This window comes from Aminiphilus circumscriptus DSM 16581, assembly GCF_000526375.1.
Taxonomy (GTDB): domain Bacteria; phylum Synergistota; class Synergistia; order Synergistales; family Aminiphilaceae; genus Aminiphilus; species Aminiphilus circumscriptus.
Genome location: NZ_JAFY01000007.1, coordinates 143196 through 161416, shown reverse-complemented (window position 1 = coordinate 161416; position 18221 = coordinate 143196). Strand labels below are relative to the sequence as shown.

18 protein-coding genes and 3 tRNA genes are annotated in these 18221 nt (G+C 58.1%); all 21 read right to left on the bottom strand.

What is annotated here, in order from left to right:
• Positions 1 to 16: 16 nt before the first annotated feature.
• Positions 17 to 1759 carry a BamA/OMP85 family outer membrane protein gene (locus K349_RS0111445; protein WP_084460367.1) on the bottom strand — a complete coding sequence of 581 codons (1743 nt, stop codon included), beginning with the start codon at positions 1757 to 1759 and terminating at the stop codon, positions 17 to 19.
• Positions 1760 to 1845: 86 nt separating this feature from the next.
• Positions 1846 to 2511 (bottom strand): hypothetical protein, encoded by a 666-nt coding sequence (locus K349_RS18145; protein ID WP_051464356.1) that lies wholly within the window; start codon positions 2509 to 2511, stop codon positions 1846 to 1848.
• Positions 2512 to 2566: 55 nt separating this feature from the next.
• Entirely contained in the window at positions 2567 to 3187 is a 621-nt protein-coding gene (locus tag K349_RS0111430) for a sigma-70 family RNA polymerase sigma factor (protein ID WP_029165914.1), read from the bottom strand.
• An 82-nt stretch (positions 3188 to 3269) separates the two neighbouring features.
• Complete coding sequence (locus K349_RS0111425; protein WP_029165913.1) at positions 3270 to 3926, bottom strand: histidine phosphatase family protein; 657 nt, start codon at positions 3924 to 3926, stop codon at positions 3270 to 3272.
• A 299-nt stretch (positions 3927 to 4225) separates the two neighbouring features.
• Positions 4226 to 4301, bottom strand: a tRNA-Thr gene (locus K349_RS0111415).
• 3 nt (positions 4302 to 4304) lie between these two features.
• Positions 4305 to 4380, bottom strand: a tRNA-Glu gene (locus tag K349_RS0111410).
• Positions 4381 to 4385: 5 nt separating this feature from the next.
• A tRNA-Lys gene (locus K349_RS0111405) sits at positions 4386 to 4461 on the bottom strand.
• Positions 4462 to 5050: 589 nt separating this feature from the next.
• Positions 5051 to 5980 (bottom strand): Ppx/GppA phosphatase family protein, encoded by a 930-nt coding sequence (locus K349_RS0111395; RefSeq protein ID WP_029165911.1) that lies wholly within the window; start codon positions 5978 to 5980, stop codon positions 5051 to 5053.
• Positions 5973 to 6500: a DUF501 domain-containing protein gene (locus K349_RS0111390; protein WP_169731349.1), complete on the bottom strand. Its 528-nt coding sequence runs from the start codon at positions 6498 to 6500 to the stop codon at positions 5973 to 5975. The genes K349_RS0111395 and K349_RS0111390 overlap by 8 nt, the downstream gene beginning before the upstream one ends.
• A gap of 98 nt (positions 6501 to 6598) precedes the next feature.
• Positions 6599 to 7003, bottom strand: coding sequence for a S1 RNA-binding domain-containing protein (locus tag K349_RS0111385; RefSeq protein ID WP_029165909.1), 405 nt, complete (start codon positions 7001 to 7003; stop codon positions 6599 to 6601).
• A 731-nt stretch (positions 7004 to 7734) separates the two neighbouring features.
• Positions 7735 to 8295: a hypothetical protein gene (locus K349_RS0111375; protein WP_034265911.1), complete on the bottom strand. Its 561-nt coding sequence runs from the start codon at positions 8293 to 8295 to the stop codon at positions 7735 to 7737.
• Positions 8296 to 8344: 49 nt separating this feature from the next.
• Positions 8345 to 8656: a hypothetical protein gene (locus tag K349_RS0111370; RefSeq protein ID WP_029165906.1), complete on the bottom strand. Its 312-nt coding sequence runs from the start codon at positions 8654 to 8656 to the stop codon at positions 8345 to 8347.
• A 29-nt stretch (positions 8657 to 8685) separates the two neighbouring features.
• On the bottom strand, positions 8686 to 10278 hold the full coding sequence (locus tag K349_RS0111365; RefSeq protein WP_051464355.1) for a DUF342 domain-containing protein: 1593 nt from the start codon (positions 10276 to 10278) through the stop codon (positions 8686 to 8688).
• 6 nt (positions 10279 to 10284) lie between these two features.
• Complete coding sequence (locus K349_RS0111360; RefSeq protein WP_029165904.1) at positions 10285 to 11040, bottom strand: sigma-70 family RNA polymerase sigma factor; 756 nt, start codon at positions 11038 to 11040, stop codon at positions 10285 to 10287.
• A gap of 12 nt (positions 11041 to 11052) precedes the next feature.
• Entirely contained in the window at positions 11053 to 12216 is a 1164-nt protein-coding gene (locus K349_RS0111355; protein WP_029165903.1) for a hypothetical protein, read from the bottom strand.
• A gap of 43 nt (positions 12217 to 12259) precedes the next feature.
• Entirely contained in the window at positions 12260 to 12748 is a 489-nt protein-coding gene (locus tag K349_RS0111350; RefSeq protein WP_029165902.1) for a chemotaxis protein CheD, read from the bottom strand.
• A gap of 2 nt (positions 12749 to 12750) precedes the next feature.
• Entirely contained in the window at positions 12751 to 13380 is a 630-nt protein-coding gene (locus K349_RS0111345) for a chemotaxis protein CheC (protein WP_029165901.1), read from the bottom strand.
• A gap of 14 nt (positions 13381 to 13394) precedes the next feature.
• On the bottom strand, positions 13395 to 15434 hold the full coding sequence (locus K349_RS0111340) for a chemotaxis protein CheA (RefSeq protein ID WP_051464353.1): 2040 nt from the start codon (positions 15432 to 15434) through the stop codon (positions 13395 to 13397).
• Between the two features lie 34 nt (positions 15435 to 15468).
• A complete protein-coding gene (locus tag K349_RS0111335) occupies positions 15469 to 16533 on the bottom strand; it encodes a protein-glutamate methylesterase/protein-glutamine glutaminase (RefSeq protein WP_029165899.1) in 1065 nt (354 codons plus the stop codon).
• A gap of 7 nt (positions 16534 to 16540) precedes the next feature.
• Positions 16541 to 17224, bottom strand: a complete 684-nt coding sequence (locus K349_RS0111330) for a flagellar brake protein (RefSeq protein WP_029165898.1) — start codon at positions 17222 to 17224, stop codon at positions 16541 to 16543.
• Between the two features lies 1 nt (position 17225).
• Positions 17226 to 18209 (bottom strand): MinD/ParA family protein, encoded by a 984-nt coding sequence (locus tag K349_RS0111325; RefSeq protein ID WP_084460443.1) that lies wholly within the window; start codon positions 18207 to 18209, stop codon positions 17226 to 17228.
• Positions 18210 to 18221 lie beyond the last annotated feature (12 nt).

Below are 18221 nucleotides of genomic sequence, written 5' to 3'. Positions count from 1 at the left end.
GTCGTCCCGGAACGACCTAAAAAAGTTCTCCGAATCCGAAATGTGTTTGTGTCTCCTCCGGTCCTTCGGCGATGTCGAGACGTATGTTTCCCAAGGGAGTTCGAACACGAACACCCACTCCCCATGCATCCTTCAGATCGGAAAAACTGAAACTCTTGTCGTCCTTCCAGGCATTCCCCGTATCGTAGAAAACCGCGAGGGCAAAGGCCTTTTCCATGGGAATCCGCAGTTCGAGATTCGCCAAAAACATCTCCGATCCCTCGAGTTCGTCGTCATCAAAACCTCGCAGAGTATTGGCCCCTCCGAGAAAATACTGTTCCGCCCAAGGAATCTCCCCGGAGGAAAATCCAGCCCGGACACGAGCCGCAAAGATCACCGGATTGTCCTCCGTGATGGCGCCGAAGGTGTCGATATACTTCTCGAAACCCTTCACGGGTGTGTAGTACTTGCCTTCGATCCAATATTTGGTGTAGCTGAAATCGCCGCCGAGCGCCTCCATGGAGTGCTCCACGTTGAGGGACTCGATGTCTCCCTTGGGATAGGACAGGTAGGAATCGACGTTGTTCCGCTGAAGCGTTCCCGTGATGGAGAAGTTCTTCCCCGCGAGGAGATGCCCCCGGATGTAGTCCGTGTCATCGAAATCTCCGGAGATGACGAGGATCTCGTTCTCGTGCCAATCCGCCGTGACATACCAGCTCAACTTGGAATCACGGGCGAACTTCTTGCCCGTTCCGAAGTAGATTCCCTGCTTCTCCTGGTCGTAGCGCACCTTGAAGGAACCGTCATCGTTGAACCGATCCTGATCGATCCATTTGCGCTTGTAGATGCCCGCACGCCAGGCGTAGTGGGACTCGTCCATGTAAGGCTCCTCGTAGCTGAGCCAGTACTGCTCCCGGTCTCCCGTCTCGAAACCCACCGAGGCCCGGTGCCCCAATCCCTGCCAGTTGTTGTCCTCGTAGCCGAGACCTCCGCTCCAGCCGCTCTGGGAGCCGTGGCCGATGGAGAAGGTGACCCGTCCGGTCTTCTGCTCTTCCACGGTGAGAACGAGCGTCACCTCGTCAGGCGTTTCCGAGGGCTCGAAGCCGACGTTCACATCCTCGAAGTAGCCCATCCCCTGAAGTTTGTTGAGGGAATGCCGGAGTATCGTGGAGTTGAAGAGATCACCTTTTTTCAGCTTGATCTCCCGTTCGATGACGTAGGTCTTGGTCCTCTTGTTGCCCTGGATGATGATATCCCCCACGCGCGGCTCAAGGATGCGGACCTTGATGATTCCATCCTCGATCTGGACATCCTCTACCCGTACGAGAACATAACCGTCCTTCTGGTATTTTTCCCGGATGCGTTGCAGGTCATTCTGGAAGAAAACCCGGTTGAAGATGGTTCCCGGAGCGGTGAAGACGACACTAAGAAGCTGCTCCGACGAATAGACCGTGTTCCCCGAGAAACGGATGTCCTTCACCATGGGATTTTCCCTGACCACGTACACCACCAGAACACCATCGGCCTGAGGAACGAGTCGAACGTCCACCACGGCGAAAAAGCCCAATCCATAGATGGCCTCCACGTCCTTCCGGAGCTGCTCGCGATCCAGCGGTTCGCCGATCCTGGTACTCACCGTGGCAAGAATATGCTGGGAAACCACCTGTTGATTTCCCTCGACGGAAAGGCCCGTAACGATAGGCTCCGCCGCCCACACCGCGCAAACCTTCAAAAGCAGCAGCACTGCCAACAGAAAGACGCAAGGCGTTCTTCGTCGCACCCGAAATCCACTCCCCCCAGAAAAATTCCCTTATTTATTCCGAACGACGGAGCACGCCTTCGAAAAACTCCTCACAGATCCCGATCTCAAGGCATCGACACCTCTCCGTCCTCTTCCACCACCGGCACCGCCGTCTCTCGAAGTGCCCGTTCCCCTTTCTGCACCAGAGCCATGACTTCTTCCAGAGGAACGGTCCCTCTCTTTTCCTTCTCCTCGGCGCGCTCTCGCACGGCAAGAGGCTCGGACGGCAGAAAAACCGGCGTCGTCTTCCGACGGGCCGAAGAGGGCTGCTCCACCTCTTGCGGCACCACGGAACTCACCGTCTCCGCACGAAGAGGCACATCGGTCTCGTTCGAGCTTCCGCTCCGCTCCGCCCACTCGCTCAGGGAAGAACGCATTGCCCGAAGAAGTTCTCTTTCGTCGGGCGTTACAAATTCCAGCACCGTCGCGGAATGCCCTGCAACGGAATACGCGGAAAGTCCAGAATCCTCCGTGGAAAGGGGAAGGGCCGCACACAGAAGCAACACACCCCCCACCAGGGCAACCCGAAAGGGGAACACCCACCCCCGCCGAGAAACACGCACTCTTCCCACAGACGCTTCCTCGGCGCGCTCCCATAAATCGCTTCTGACCGTCTCGAGTTCCGCCCTGGCACATTCGATCTCCAACAGCGCTTCGGGCCATTTCTTGAGTTTGCACGCGAGAGCGCACCGCTCGATCCATTTGGAAATCCGGCGCACGTTTCGTTCCATGGCCACCACTCTCTCGTTCGTTCAGGGAAGTCAGGAAGTATATCCTGCTCTGAGTTTATCCCCTGCGAGAGTCCGTTTGTGGTTCGTCAATACCCAGAAGGACGCGCAATTTCGCCATCGCTTTTCGTTGGATCCTGTAAATGTGACTCACGTCCACTCCCTGATCCCTGGCATAGGTCCGCGCCTTTTCCCCCTCCACGAGAAGCGCCTGCACCACTTCGGCTTCGCGCCCCCGAAGCTGTGCCAATCCCTCCTCCAGGGAAATCGCCCAATCCAGTCGATCCTGGTCCGCTTCCTCGACCTGGACATGTTCGTCCTCGTCTACCGGGATCGGTGCTCTGGCCTCCACCCGCTGCAGGAAGTTCACCATTTTCCCCCGAATGCGGTAGTACGCGAAGGTGGCAAAACGAAAGCCTCTTTCGGGCTCGAAACGGTCCACCGCATCAATCAACGCCAGCATGCCCTCTTGGATCATATCCGGGAAAGACGCCCTGGACACGTGAAATTTTTTCGCCAACCAGAATACCAACGAGCGATAGGTGAGAATCAAACGTTCCCGTGCCTCGTCGTTCCCCGACTTTGCAAGGGCCCACAATCGAGCTTCCTCGTCACGGGGGAGCCGAAGCACCGCCTCGTCGGGGATTGCGCCATCTCTCCGATACACTTCGTCGTCCATTCCGTCACTTCCTTCTCGAAGCGCCGAAAAACAGCGTCGTCTCCCGGAGATTGTAGCAGGAGAACGCGCGAAGCGCCATCAGTCATTCCGGAATGGGGAGGAGGATCTCATCCCCGGTCCGCACGTGCAGCGCATCGTTCAGGAAGCCGAGCATCACGTGGTCTCCCCACACATCGAGACCGACCAGACCGCAGTTGTCGAGACGCATGCGCCAGGCAAAGGACGATGGAAGCTTGAGGAGCGCGGTGACGGCAGCCCTGATGCTTCCTCCGTGACAGACAAAACAGATGCGGGAAAAGGGGCTCTCCAAAAACTCATGCATCACGTCACCGACTCGCCGCAAAACATCCTCAAAGGGTTCTCCACCGGGAGGAACCACTCCGACGGGATCGTCCCTCCACTGACGATAGAGCGAGCCATAGAGTTCCCGCACCTCAAAGACGGACAACCCCTCCCACTCGCCGAAATGAATTTCCGCAAGTCCATCCCGGACCAGAAGCGTCACGTTGTCCCCACACGCCTCCTGAAGAAGGCGCGCCGTCGTCAGCGCTCTGTCGAGAGGACTCGCGACGATTACTTCCGGCTTCCAGGCAGCGATCCGGCGCGCCAGGCGACGTGCCTGTTCCCTCCCTGTCTCGTTGAGCGGGATGTCGCTTCTTCCCTGATAACGAAACGAATTGTTCCATTCCGTCTCCCCGTGACGGGCGAAAAGCAGTCGTTTCTGGCGCGATTCGGTCATGGCGTCAAATCCTTTCCCTCACGTCGTGTTACGTCCTCCAGGCCGGGAGTGCGCCGGCGAAGCATTGCCGCGAGCGCGCACGCCCCATTGTGGCGACACACCCTTTCCCCTAGATCCGACCGTAGGCAGAGGGGCTTCAAAAAGGCCTTCCGCGCAAGAGCGAATCCAGCAATGGACACCGACTCCGTCAACACGAAAACCCCTCCGGAAAGGAGGGGTTTCTTCATGTGCTCACGATACACCGCCACACATCTGCCAGAATTCTCCGGTATCTTCCGCCGCAATGAACGACCTGAAAATGGAGCCGGCGGGCGGACTCGAACCGCCGACCTGCGCATTACGAGTGCGCTGCTCTACCTACTGAGCTACACCGGCGAATGGCGGTCCCAACGGGATTCGAACCCGTGTCGCAGCCTTGAAAGGGCTGTGTCCTAGGCCACTAGACGATGGGACCTCTCCTGGTGAGTCGTGTGGGAGTCGAACCCACGACACCCGGATTAAAAGTCCGGTGCTCTACCTGCTGAGCTAACGACTCGCGATACACGGCGGGGAGCATCATACACGGGATTCGGAAAAGTGTCAAGAGATCAGGTATTGCAAGCTTTTCCGGGGAAAAGAAGCACTTCACCGCCAACCGACATCCGCGGTTTACTCTACAAGCTGGTCCGATGCTCAAAACTCGGCGGTTTCCGTCTTCGGGAACATTGACATTTCAAGGAGGCGAGACCTTGAAAACTGCAAGCATCGCGCACATTTCACAAAGAGCCCCGGCAACGTGGCAAGAGGCAAAAGATGAAGTCCGACAGGCTGTCGGAGGGCGCACTTTTCGCCTCTCCGGGAAAAGGAGGGAATCGGGAAGACTTACGGAAGCTCTGAATAAAGGCCTTTCCTTTCCCTTGACTCGGGTCGCATCAGCCTCTGCGAGGCGCCCTGCGGGGCTGACGCAGCCTTATTCAGAGATTCCTTACGACGGTTCTTCGCCTCGAAAAAGCAGGAATTGTCTGTGCCTTGGCTTCTGGAACTGCTTCTGACGGAAAAGCGGCTCAACGGCATTTCTCCTCGGACGATCAGCGACTATACGCATGTCCTTTCGCACGTCCACCTACTCCGGGACATCGCCAAATCTAGAAAACAACCACCCGAGCGGCGTATCCGGCGGCTCTCGAGACTTCGACGAGAATGCCCCAGAGCAGATCCCCCTCGCTGTGCACGTAGGCGGGCTGCCTCCACCGTTCCAGGAGCGTCTCGAGCACAAGAAGTCCCGCAGCAAAAACCGGCGCCCGTCCGGGATCCATCCCGATCATGGCCCGTCGCTCTTCCTGGCTCATGTTCGCGTAGTGTTTCCGCAGGGCAACGACATCCCCAAAGGGAACACGATGACCGTGAAGCATTTTCGGAGCATAGGCGGCAACGGGGATCTTCCGGAGAATCATGCACAGCGTGGAGGAGGTCCCGCCGATGCCTGCCGGACAGGAAATCCTTGAGAAACCAGAGATGGAATCAAGAATATCGAGAGCACTCCACACGTGAGCCTTCATTCGAGAGTGATTCTCCCCGAATTGATTGGTGAGGCGCACCACACCGAGAGGAAGGGAAAGTGCCTTCCGGGAATCGGCGATCTCCAGACTTCCACCTCCAAGGTCGAACACGAGTGAGGCATCCGGGAAAGCGGTCTTCGCCCCGAGAAAACTGTACCGTCCTTCTTCCGCACCTGAGAGGATGCGCAGCGGTACGTCGAAGCTGTCTTCGAGCCGCTCCCGAATTTCTCCCGCATTGGTGGCGGCACGCAATCCTTCGGTGGCAAAGAAAAAACGCCGCGACCTGGAAACGTCCATTGCATCGAGACGTTTTTTCAGCGTTCGAACCTCCCGGAGCGTCCGTTCGAGCACCTCCGGAGAAACAACCGCCTTCTCGCCCCGAAGTCCTTCGGCAAGACGGGTAATGTGTGTGCTGGAGTCCACACGGACCATACGCTCGTGGCGCACATCGACGACGAGGGACCGGACGGAATTGGATCCCACATCCACTGCGGCGAAGCGTTCCATATCATCCATAATGTTTTTCACCCAGGCAGGAGAAACGAGCGGGGAAGAGGCAGCTCACGGGGGAAAAACGCTCGCGGAGCCACGCCTCTCCCGGATGCTCACCGAGACCGAGCCACGAAGCCACCTGGAGATGCAGGCATTTCACCGTTGGAGCGCTTCCCAGGCGCGTTCCGCCTACGCCCCCTTTCCGGAGAGAAGCCAAGGCAGCACGTCTATGGATCGAGGCAAAACGGCGCGCCCCTTCGGAAAGGAACGCCAATCGAATCAGGGAGGAACGGAGATGGTAGGCAACCCACCGGGGATACCGTCTGCGGAGAAAAGCCTCAAGGGCGGGGACACCCTGGCGTGATTCCTCCCGGGAACAGCGATCGCGCAAAGAGGGACAGGTAAGCCAGAAGGTTGTGGGAAAGGGAGCGGCACCCCGAAAAGGAAGACAGAGCGCCACCAGAGGCGCCCCCCAGGCGCAGCGCCGCGAGAGTGCGAACACCGTCTCGACATTGAAACGACGGTCCTGCATCTGCCTTCGCAAACACTCCACATCCCCGGGAAGAAGCCTTTCGAAAAAAAGAGGGGGGCAACCGCCCCCCACTCTCAAAAACCCGCCTCCGGTTACTGCCAGTGATGGACTCATTTTTTCCCAACCCGTTTCTTGGTACCTTTCGGGTTTTTCATCTTGCTGTTGAGATCTGCGATTTTTTCGTCGCTCTGCTTGAGGAACTGAGAAAGGCGTTTCTCGAAATCCTCCGTCTTGGGCTGTGGGCGAGCCTCTTTCGGCTGCATCGCCTTGAGGGAGAGATCGATACGCCCCCGCTCGTCGATCTTGATAACCTTGGCCCGAATGTTCTGCCCAAGTTCCAGAACATCCTCCACTTTCTTCACAAAGCCGTGGGAGAGTTCCGAAATATGAATCATCGCCTTCTGTCCCGTTCCCAGTCTGACGAAAGCGCCATAGGGAGCGATGTGCTCCACGGCGCCCGCCACTTCATCGCCTACGTTCACAGCGACGACATCGGTGCTCTTTTCCTCTGCCATGCGCGTTCCTGCCCCTCCGTATCCTCGATTGAGAATGTCACAAACTCTTCCGGCTTCCCCAGGCGCGAAGCCACCATATACGAATTCTTCGTATCGCCACCTATCTCAGGATATCGAAGAACCACCCCCAGAGTTCTCCCGGCGAGAGACAGGAAGCCACACCCAGGATACGGATGGCGGCCCTGAAAGGCGCCGTACAAGAAGAAGGTGAAATGGCTGTTCCGCGTTCGTCCTCGGGTTCATCCAGACACAGAGGCACCCCGATCCTTTGTCGAGGGCACTCCGCACTACACCTTCCTTGATTATAGGCGTAAACAGGGCAAGCACGCTAGCGCCCTCGAAGACGGGCTTCTCTCGAAAAAACGCGAGTTGGTTCGCTCTGTAGTGGGGAATCGAACCGAGTAAAGCATCGCCGTTCCGGGTTGAAACAGTCAGACCGGTCATAGGCACGATCCGAACGTCGGCATTGAGGGCCGAAAATGGAATCGCCCTGATTTCTGGCCGTCCAGAAAAAACGACTCCGTGCGGAGTCTTGACAGCCTTGTTTCTCCAGCGAAAACACTGGGAGATCACGACCCTGTCGGCGGGAATTCCACCCCGCAACGCAGGCATCCTCAAGATGTTTCGGATCTCCGGAGAGCGCCCCGAAGAGACAGGGAAGCGGCGCACGGCAATCCGTCCCATGAAAAGGCGTTTCAGCGTTTCGAGAAGATACCCTCTCTCTCCCTGGTTCACGCGTCTTCCTGTCCTTCTCCAACGATCTGAAGGGCCTTTCTCATCCGGGAGAAAGGTTCCAGAGGATCCATCGTCTCCGTGATCTGCTGGAGAGTCAACGCCATATCCTGTATCCTCGCCCCATCCTCCTTGAGCAGCTCCACCCGAAGAGGCGCGGCAAGCGGTGACGCCTGCACGAGAAAAACTGATCCCTCTCCCTGGGGAAGCACCTCACCCACATGATCCAGAGGCGCGTGGGGGCTTTCCTGGAGAACGAGAACGGGTGAGGAAACTCTGCTGCGGAAAGAGCGCAACAGCTCCCGGTCACGACAGAACCACAGGGCCGGACGAAGCTCCACTGCACCGAGGAGGCTTCCAAGGATCACTTCCTCTTTGAGATAGACGTCGAGAGCACCTCCGTACAGTACTTTCTCCACTCGAGAAGGGGAAATGGGATCCGTGTAGCGGAAATCCCTCGGAATGCCTCGGTGGTCGGTAAGCAGCACGGCACCGCGGAAACTACCGCCATCCTCTTCGACAAGCACATATCCCAGAACGACATCCACGGGCTTCGCCACAAGCACATCCCCTTTCGATTTCCCGGTGCCTCGATCCGTCGTCAAGACCTCATGCGTAGAAGTCGAGACCGTCCCGCCCTCCTCGAGGCGTCTCCTCCTCTTCTGCTCCACTCCGGGAATTTCGGGGATTTCCGCCCTTTTTTCCGGATCCCCCACCGCTCCGTCCTTCCTTGCGGGACTTCACTTTGTCATCCGTACCGCTTTCGTCGCTCTCCATCACCTGGTTATCCCTGGCCTCGGCTTCGGAGACGATCTCCGCTTTCTGCTGGTTCTGCAAGGGCGCAGACCCGGGATCTTTGGCGCTTTGCGCCTGTTGTTCCGTCTTCCAGATGGACGACACCGCATCGAGAGGTCGAATCATCCGGTCTTCACCCCCTACCTTTCGTCACGTCAGTTGTAGGGGCGCGCCTTCACCTCTCCGTCAATGAAGGAGAAGGCGATGAACTGCATGGTCTCCCGTACCAGATAGGTCAATCCCCGGATTGTCACGGAAACACCGGGATAAACGATTTTATGTACAAGGACACGCCCTTCCGCCTTGGTCTTGTCCATCTGGGATTCCAGGGCGGCCAGTTTTTCCTTGGCGATCTTGAATTGGGCCTGGAGTTGAAACTGAGCTCTCGTAAGCTTCAGAAGGATCTGTCGCTTCGCGTCATCCAGCTTGCCCAGGGATTCGACCTTCTTGAGATAGGACACGTTGGAAAGGATCTCCTGGAGTTTGGCATCCAATTCCTTCACGCTTCCCTGAAGAAGCGTTCTCTCCTCAAGCATTTCCGGGGGAAGCCCCACCACGACTTCCGTTCGGGTCCCCATCTCGCTGCCGAGGATTTCACATCGTACTTCCTGCCCCGCCTGGATCTTGCCGCCTACGATGAGCCCCTTCTTGCCTCCCATGACATCCACGACACCCCGGGCTCCCACATCGCTGTGCATGATGGCCTCATTCACGCTGATGTCCTGAGCGCTGCGAATCCAGCTCTGATCGATATATCCGGCTTCGATATTCCCCTTCGCCTGAATCTTGCCACGGTTCATGCCCCGCACACCGCCCCGGATGGTGATGTTTCCCTCGGCGGTGAGAAAGGCTCCTTCCACAACGCCGCCCACGACAATATTGCCTCCCGCGGTCACCTCGAATCCTTCCCGAACGGTGCCCTTCACGTATACATCTCCGACAAATTGAATGTTCCCCGTGCTGTAATCCACATCACCGTGAACCTCAAAAACAGGAAGCACGGTGAACTTGTTGTCCCGTATCGTCACATGTCCGTCGATTCCAGCAAAAAGATGCAGGCCGTCCTCGGAAAGATACGTGTTCGTCCCCGAAGGGATGTTCTTGTCCTTCACTTGGCGGGCCTTGATGAGTTTCCCCAGAACACTCTGCCCGTCCTTCTGGGGGACGGGAGAAATCTTCTCGAGAAGCTCCTGCCCCTTCACCACGTTGACCACCGTGCCAAGTTCCTTCATGTCCACCCGATTGTCGTCGATCTCTTTGGGCTTCGCACCGTGCAGCTCCACCTTGTAGACGAACTCCGCATCCTTTCCCTCCACCGGCGCGGTACCCGTGGCGACTTCGGTCCACTTGCCGTCGATTCTGGAGGAAACGAGGCGTTGCAAAACATCTTCCCTGATTCCGTGAACGACGCCGTACTCCTTGAGCGTCGCCTTCAGCTCCTCCACCGTAGGCCAAGGCTTGCCCAGAGGCGGAAGGATTCTGATCTCCGCCGTGAGGGCATCTTCGGAGATGCGCACTCCCACTTGTGCCGCCTTGTCCAGTTCCGGGCGCCGGTCGGCAATGCGGACCGGTTCACCGGATTTTTCATTCACGGCGCGCAAAATTGCATCGCCGTCGTACTCCTCGATCTCCCTGGAACGAATGAACGCGATCACGTCCGCAAGCGCAACTTCCGCCGACGGTTCAATCAGAAGGTACACTCCGTCGGAAGCCATTTTCAATCGATATGGACGTGTTTCCACGTTCATCCCTCCTCAGAATGTCGCGAGAATGCCGCGAAGATACGCCAGCGCCTTGCCGTGAAGCTGGGAAACCCTGGACTCCGTCACCCCCAGAACAGCCCCGATCTCCTTGAGAGTCAAACCATCCCCATAATACAACGACAGAAGCAGACGCTCCCGTTCGGGAAGTTTTTCCAGGGCACCCACCACCATTTGGAGTTCGTCCGCCTGTTCCAGCAATGTCTGTGCGGACAAGGAGTCATCGGGAAGAGAGGCTCCTCTTTCCACATCACCATCCTCCATGGGAACGACTTCGTCAAGGGAGACCACATAACTCCTGCTCGCCACATCCAGGAGTTCCCTGTACGCCGCATCATCCATGCCAAGTTCTCTCATGAGAAGACGATCCTCCGCACGACCATGCGCCTGGAGAAGTTTTTCCGTCGCCCTTTCGAGCTTCTGGAGCTTTTCGCGTCCCGTCCTGGAGATCCAGTCGTATTTCCGCAGTTCGTCCAGAATGGCGCCGCGAATTCTCGGAACGGCAAAGGTTTGGAAAGAAAATCCTCTCGACAGATCGAATCGGTCGATGGCGTCGAGAAGCCCAAGGATTCCGAAACTGTAGATATCCTCGTAGTCAAGCCCTGGCGGCGGCGTCACCGCCATGCGTCCCGCGACAAAACGCACCAAGGGAAGATATCTTGCGACGATGGCCTCCCGCAAGGAAGGTGTCGGCGTCTCCCTGTATTCTTTCCAAAGATGCGCGTCAGTCCGCTGTTGTTCCTGTGTCATGAAAAAAGCCACCTATTCCAGGAAGAAAAACCAATACACGCCGAAGAGCAGAAGAAGCACCGCGGCGATGAAGAGTCCCACTTGGATGAAGAGCTTTAACGAGAGGATGGAACGACGAAAGACATTGTACTTCGAACTGTGAAGACGTATGCGATACGTGGGGGAGAGTTTCATGGCTCCCACGATTCCCTCGGAGATGCTCAGACGAACCGAGATGTCTCCCGTGGGAAGAGGACGTACTTCCTCCACGGCGAACGCAGGAACGAGACCACTCCGGGAGATGAGGCGCCCGATGAAACGCCCCAATCCCTGGGCCTGTTCGAAAGAGACTTCCACCACATCTCCGACGCGAAGCGCCGAGACGGGCTTGCCTCGCACCGGATCGAGAACGGGAGCACAGAAGATCTTGATCTCTTCAATGCCGGATCGGCTTTCTTTGGGTGGTGAACTCTCCTTCGGTTCCTCTTTCCGTTCTTCCTGTTTTTTTCCCAGAGAAGACATGTCGAGGCGAAGCCGATTGAAACGCTCCATGTGAACGTCCACGATGAATTCCATCCGAAACTGGTCGCTCAAGGATTCTTTCAGCCTCGTGACAAAGGTCGCCATGGCATCGGAGGACTGAAAGAGAACGTTCATCGCCGTAGGAGTGAGAAGTGGCTCGAGAATGGACTGGATCTTGCGGTACATCAGGCGATCAGGAAATGCGGAAATGCCGGTGAGGGCCGCCCGGACCGACTCCCAACTCGCCCTGGCGGTAAATCCCTGAGGAAGTTCATAGGTTCCCACCCAGACGACGCTGTCCACAAGCGTTCCCGAATGCCCGTCCGCGACGATGCAAAAACCGCCGTTCACCTCGCCACGACGCCTCGCCTCGAAACGCCCCTTGACGGCGAGGTAGGCTGGCGCGAGGGACTTGAGCATCTCCCTCGCCTTGTCCGGATCTTTGTCCAATGTGGCCGCAGTCGCCTGGACGTCCTCGGGAGAACAGTGCAGCAGACGCGCCAGTTCCTCGAAAGAGATGCTTCCTCCTTCCCGGGCGTTCGAACCCGGGGCGACCATAGGGCTCTCTGCGGGGAAAGCGCCCTCTGCCTCCGTATCAACCGGTGAAAATGCGGCAGCGGCAGCTGCGTCTTCGCTGTTGTGGGCGGGCGTGATGTTTCTTTCCGCATCGACCATACCACGGGTCCTCCTGGCTATCGCCTCGAATCGTCGATTTCATTCAGATTTCTTTCGTGCCGGTGCCGAGAACCTTGACGGTCAATGTCCATTGAGGTACCGCGAACTCGATGCTGCGTCCCTTGTTTCCTCCAGTGTCCTCGGCAATGAGAGGGATCCTGTGCTGTTCAAGGCATTTTTTCGTTGCCTCAATGTTTCGCGCACCCACGGCAAGAAGTCCCGATTCCTTTCCTGGAACGGAGAACATCTGAGCCCCTCCGGCGATCTTCGCCTGAAGATTCGTCGGGAGAGCGCCGAGGGAAAGCAATTCCTGCAGCAGTTTCGGGACCGCCGTATCGGCGAACTTGCCCGGCTTCGGAACGCTTTTACTCTCCCTGCTGTCGGGAAGCATGATGTGCGCCATTCCCGCCACCTTGTTCTTCGAGTCGAAGATGACGAGACCGATGCAGGATCCAAGTCCCAACGTCACGAGCACAGAGGGATGTTTGACGGCGACAAGGTCCGCCATACCGACGTGAATGGTCTGAGCCATTCTCAATACACCCCCAGCTTCTCCAGGAGCACGGCGAGCGCTCCCGGATCCGGCACCATGATGACGTTACCTCGGATTTCCTGCTGCACATCCATCACTTGAAGCGTCGTCTTCACGATGACGGCAGTCTCTCCCATGACACCGAAGATGGAAGCCACCACATCCATGATGGCCCCGAGCATGTCGTGCGCCACCGAAGGCACCGAGGCCGGAAGGACGTAGCCGGTCATCATGGAAATGGCGTTCAGAAAAGCACCGAGAATGATATTTCCTACCTCGGAGAGGGCGCTGTCCCGCATCTGTATCTGCACGTCAGGATCCATGCCGCTGATGTCCATGGAGAGCAACAGGTCCGCAAGTCCCTGTGCTTCCGCCTCTTCCATGACGAAGATCAGATTGCAGGAGAAATCCCCCTCCGCCCGGATGAGTATCGCACAGACCTGGGATTCCGGAGACCCGTACCGGAAGGGAATATCGTAAATCGACACGAGGTCCGCCACGGGTACCTCCATGTCCACCGTTCTCCCCAGGAGCTGGGAAAGCGCGGTGGCGGCGTTCCCCGCTCCGATGTTCCCCACCTCCCGAATCGCGTCGAGCTGCAGTGTGGAGAGTTCGAGTTCTTCCCACTCCATGGGGATTCTCCCGCTCAACGACCGTGCAGGGATGCCACGTCGAGGATGAGAGCCACGTTGCCGTCGCCCAGGATCGTCGCTCCGGCCATTCCCCGTACCTTTGCCAGGAGCTTTCCGAGGGGCTTGATGACGATTTCCTGCTGCCCCACGAGTTCGTCCACGATGAAACCGATCCGGGTCCGCCCAGACCGGACCACCACCACGGGATGTTCCTCGATGGCCTCGCGGTTCACTTCCGTTCCGAGGATACCCGCGAGATCCTTCAGTGAAAGGATCTCACCCCGCACGTTGGTCACGGGAGTTCCGTGCACGTACTTGATGTCGTCCTTGTTCACCAGAAGCGTCTCCTCCACGTTTTCCAGGGAGATGGCGTAGGTTTCGTTCCCGACGCGGATCAACAGGGCGAGAACGATGGCCAGAGTAAGAGGAAGGCGGATGAGAACCCTCGTTCCCTCTCCGACCTTGCTCTCGATCTGGAACTGCCCCCCAAGGGACTCCACCTTGCTCTTCACCGCATCCATGCCGACACCGCGACCGGAAAGGTCCGTCACTTCCTCGGCGGTGCTGAAACCCGGCAGAAGCACGAGGCGGATAAGCTCCTCGTCGGTCATGCTCTGGGCTTCGTCGCGGTTGATGATTCCTTTTTCGAGGGCCTTGGCGCGGATCTTCGCCGGGTCGATACCCTTCCCGTCGTCACGGACCTCAATGATGACTCCGTTGCCTTCCTGATAAGCGGCGATGTAGATTTCGCCCTCCCGAGGCTTACCCATGCGCTTCCGGTCCTCGGGACGCTCAATGCCGTGGTCCAAACAGTTTCGGATGAGGTGCACCATGGGATCGCCGATCTCGTCAATAACCGTCCGGTCGAGTTCGGTCTCCTTGCCTTCTATGGTGAGACGCACTTCCTTGCCCATGTTTTTTGACAGATCCCGCACGAGCCGGGGAAAGCGATCGAAGACGAAGGAAACGGGGACCATGCGCAGTTTGGTCACCAGTTCCTGAATCTCCCCGGAAATGCGCCCCAATTGCGAAAGCGGTTCCTCGAAGGCCTTGAGTTTCGCCTCCATGGCCAGGCGCTCGATGCGGGCACGACCGATGACAAGCTCCCCCACCAGGTTCATGAGCTTGTCGAGACGTCCGATATCCACCCGAACAGTTCTCCCCGTCCTCTTCACCGCCTCCGTCGCCTGAGCCCTCGCCGTTTCCGCCACGGGATCGCGCTCTTCCGGCCCGCCCTCCGCATCCTCGCTCCGCACCGGCTCCAGGAGGTTTCGAGAATCCGACGCGGTTTCCAACGCCTGGTGCCCTTCCAGCCTGGTCATCTCCACCGTCCTCACCTCGCTGATGTTCGAGAGGGCCTGCTGCACTTTGTCAGGAAGTTCATGCGTGGCCATGCAGAGAATGAACGCCTCGTCGAAAGCCTCCTTCTCCAACTCCTCCACGGGAGGAACCGTTCTGATGATCTCGCCGAGTTCACCGGCCCGGGAGACAACCATGTAAGCCCTGGCCGCCTTGAGCATGCACGAGGGATCCAGTGCAACCCGGATTTCGAAAACATCCATTCCCTGCTCCTTGGCCTCGAGAATCCATTCCCGCTCCTGGTCGCTCATAACGGCACGCTTCTCCTCTTCCCTTCCCCGTGCGGCTTTCCCGCTTGCTTGTGCAGCGGAAATCCTGGCGTGAAGAGCCTTGGGAAGAGATTCGCCCTCGGGGGTGTGGTCGTCACCTCCTCCACGAATGGCCTCCACCATGGCGGTGAGGGCGTCCAGACATTTGAAGAGGATGGAAATATCCTCGTCGCGCAGCGCGAATTGCCCCTTCCGGACCAAATCGAGCATGTCCTCCATGGCATGCGTCAGATGAGCCATGACCTCGAACCCCATGGTGGAGGACATGCCCTTGAGCGTATGCGCGATCCGGAATATCTCGTTCACACACCCATCGTCGCTGCGTGATTTTTCCAGCGAAAGAAGAAGGTCGTTGAGATTCTGGAGATTCTCCGTCGATTCGTCGAGAAAGGCCCCCAGATACTGACTCATGTCCATGTTCGTCATCGCCATCGTCCTCCACCCGGAAAGAATTTGCGGATCATTCCCTCACCATTTCCTTCAGCGCACCGGCAATTTGATAGAGTGGCAATTGCCGGTGGACGATGCCCGCTTCAGCCACCGCACGAGGCATTCCGTAGACAACACACGTTTCCGGGGATTCGGCCAGAATCGTCGCTCCCTTGCCGTACATCGCCCTGGCACCATCCGATCCGTCCCGTCCCATTCCCGTGAGCACGACTCCGATAGACGCTCCGCCGAAAACATCCGCAACGCTCAGGAACAACAGATCCGCCGCAGGCTTCACGGATTTCACCGGAGGTCCGTCGGAGAGCCGACACACCGCCTGACCCGGCGCTCCCTCCAACAACAAGTGCTTTCCTCCGGGAGCGATGACGGCGCACCCTCCTTCGAGACGAAGGCCATCGTATGCTTCCATGACCCGAAGAGGACTCAGGTCGTTGAGCCTTTGCGCGAACGAGGCGGTAAATCCCTCCGGCATGTGCTGCACAATCACCAGGGGGATCGGAAATGTCGCCGGAAGTTGCGGAAGAATTTCCTGAATCGCCCTGGGGCCTCCCGTCGAGGAAGCGACGGCCACGATCTGAGGCGACCGAGACCGGGAAGAGATGGGTTCCTGAAAAATCTCCTTCTCCCTTCTGGAAACGACCGGCGTTTTTCGAACAAGCGTACCCAGATTCGCCTCGCTCGCCCCGATAACCTTTTGACAGAGTTCCGCCGCCACTTTGTGCATATCCAACGAGATCGTTCCCGAGGGTTTCGTGACGAAATCCACCGCTCCCGCGGACAACGCCCTCATGGTCACATCGGCGCCCTGTTGCGTGAGGCTGCTCACCATCACCACAGGAGTCGGACGCATGCGCATGAGTTCCTCGAGAAATTGCAGGCCATCCATGCGGGGCATCTCCACATCGAGAGTGACGACGTGTGGCGTGAGTTTCCGGACCTGCTCGAGGGCATCCCTTCCGTCCCTGGCACGCCCCACTACCTCGATGCGGGAATCCGCCGCGAGAAGGTCTCCGATCACCTTGCGCATGAAAGCCGAATCATCGACGACAAGTACGCGTATCCGCCGTTCGCTCATGTTTTTTTCACCGTTTGACCAACTCCTGCTGACGAATGAACTCCCGCAGATGCTTCTCCACCAGGCGTGGCAGGAAATCGAATTCGACACCCATTTCGTGCTGCCCAGGCTCCTTGGACGGAGGCAGCCACACGACCTTCCCGATCATGTGGAACATTCCCTCCGGAAGAGGAAGCATGAAGACACAATGTTCATCTTTTGTGATAGCATGTTCTCCGACGTACTGCAACCTCGCACCGCCGAGACTCACGTCAAGGATCTTGCCCTGCCGCCATATTTCCCGCAGAGGAGACGCTTCCTCCCTGTCGAGGTTGAAAAAGGACGTCCTCAGGAGACAGGAAACGCGCAGGAACCGCCGTCGCTGCACCCTTTCGAAATCCCCGAAACACCGTGCCCAGAGAATCGGCAACGATTGGCTCAAATCGCTCCGCAACGCAACGGCCCTGACAAGGAGAGGAGCGCGCTCGTGTTCGAAGTAGACGGAGAAGACAAGATCCCGATAAACCGGCAACAACCCTCCTTTTCGGAGAGGGTGGGCGAGGCCTATCGAGCCGTCCTCTTCCACATGTTCGAGAAGCGACGCGTAATGTCCCTTGTAGAGCCCCGCACCGATCCGGATGTCCGCTCTGCACCCAACACGGCTTTTCAGCAGTGCAAGGAGTTCCGCCAGACCGTTTCCCGCATCGCTCACGCTACTCTCTCAATCCGAGGCGACGGGTCAAACGGAAGAGAAATGCCTTGACACCGCGCCCCTGGCGTCCTTCTTCGGAATCTCGGACAGCCGTTTCGACACGTGCGAGGCGCCCCGCGATTCCCGCCAGGGACAGGGAAGCCTTGCAGGTCGGAAACGCTTCGAAGAAAGGTTGTCTCAACTGTACCGCCTCCCGCACTTTCTTGTCCCAGGGAATATAACCCACATAGGGAATGGGGATACTCAGGAACTGATTGGCCGCCATCTGGATGCGTTCCGCCACGGCGGCCGCCTCTTCCTCGGACATGGCCATGTTCACGAGGAGATTCACGTCGAGGCTGCCGGCGGCGTTCAGTGCCAGGGATTTGAGGACACCGTAGGCATCCCGGATCGCCGTCGGCTCGGGCGTGGTCAAAAGCACCGTCGTGTCCGACGCGAGGGCGAAGGAGAGAATGTTCCGGTGAATGCCCGCGCTGGTATCCACGAGAAGAACATCGACACGCCCCTCCAGGCCGTTCAGTTTGTCGATGAGCGCCAACTGCCGCGTCTGATCGAGGTCGGCGAGCTCCTGCACGCCGGCACCTCCGGGAATGATGAGCACGTCGTCCTTCACGGTGACGATGACATCCTCCAGCTCCCGCATCCCCCTGATGACATGACTGAGATTATACTTGGGCATCATGCCGAAGAGAATGTCCACATTGGCGAGACCGAGATCCGCGTCGAGAATGGCCACCCGAATCCCCATGCTGTTCATGGCAAGCGCGAGGTTCACGGAAATATTGGTTTTTCCGACGCCTCCCTTGCCGCTGAGGACGGCGATGGTGCGCATTCCCCTGCCTCGGGATGCGCCGTTCAACTGGCCGGAGACGAGAGAACGTAATTCCGTCGCCTGATCGAGAAGCTCTCCCCGGAGAGGCGGATTTCCGCTCGCCCCCTCCTGAAGGAGAAGACCTCCCGCCGTTTCCCGTCGTACCTGTTCCATGCGGGGGGAACC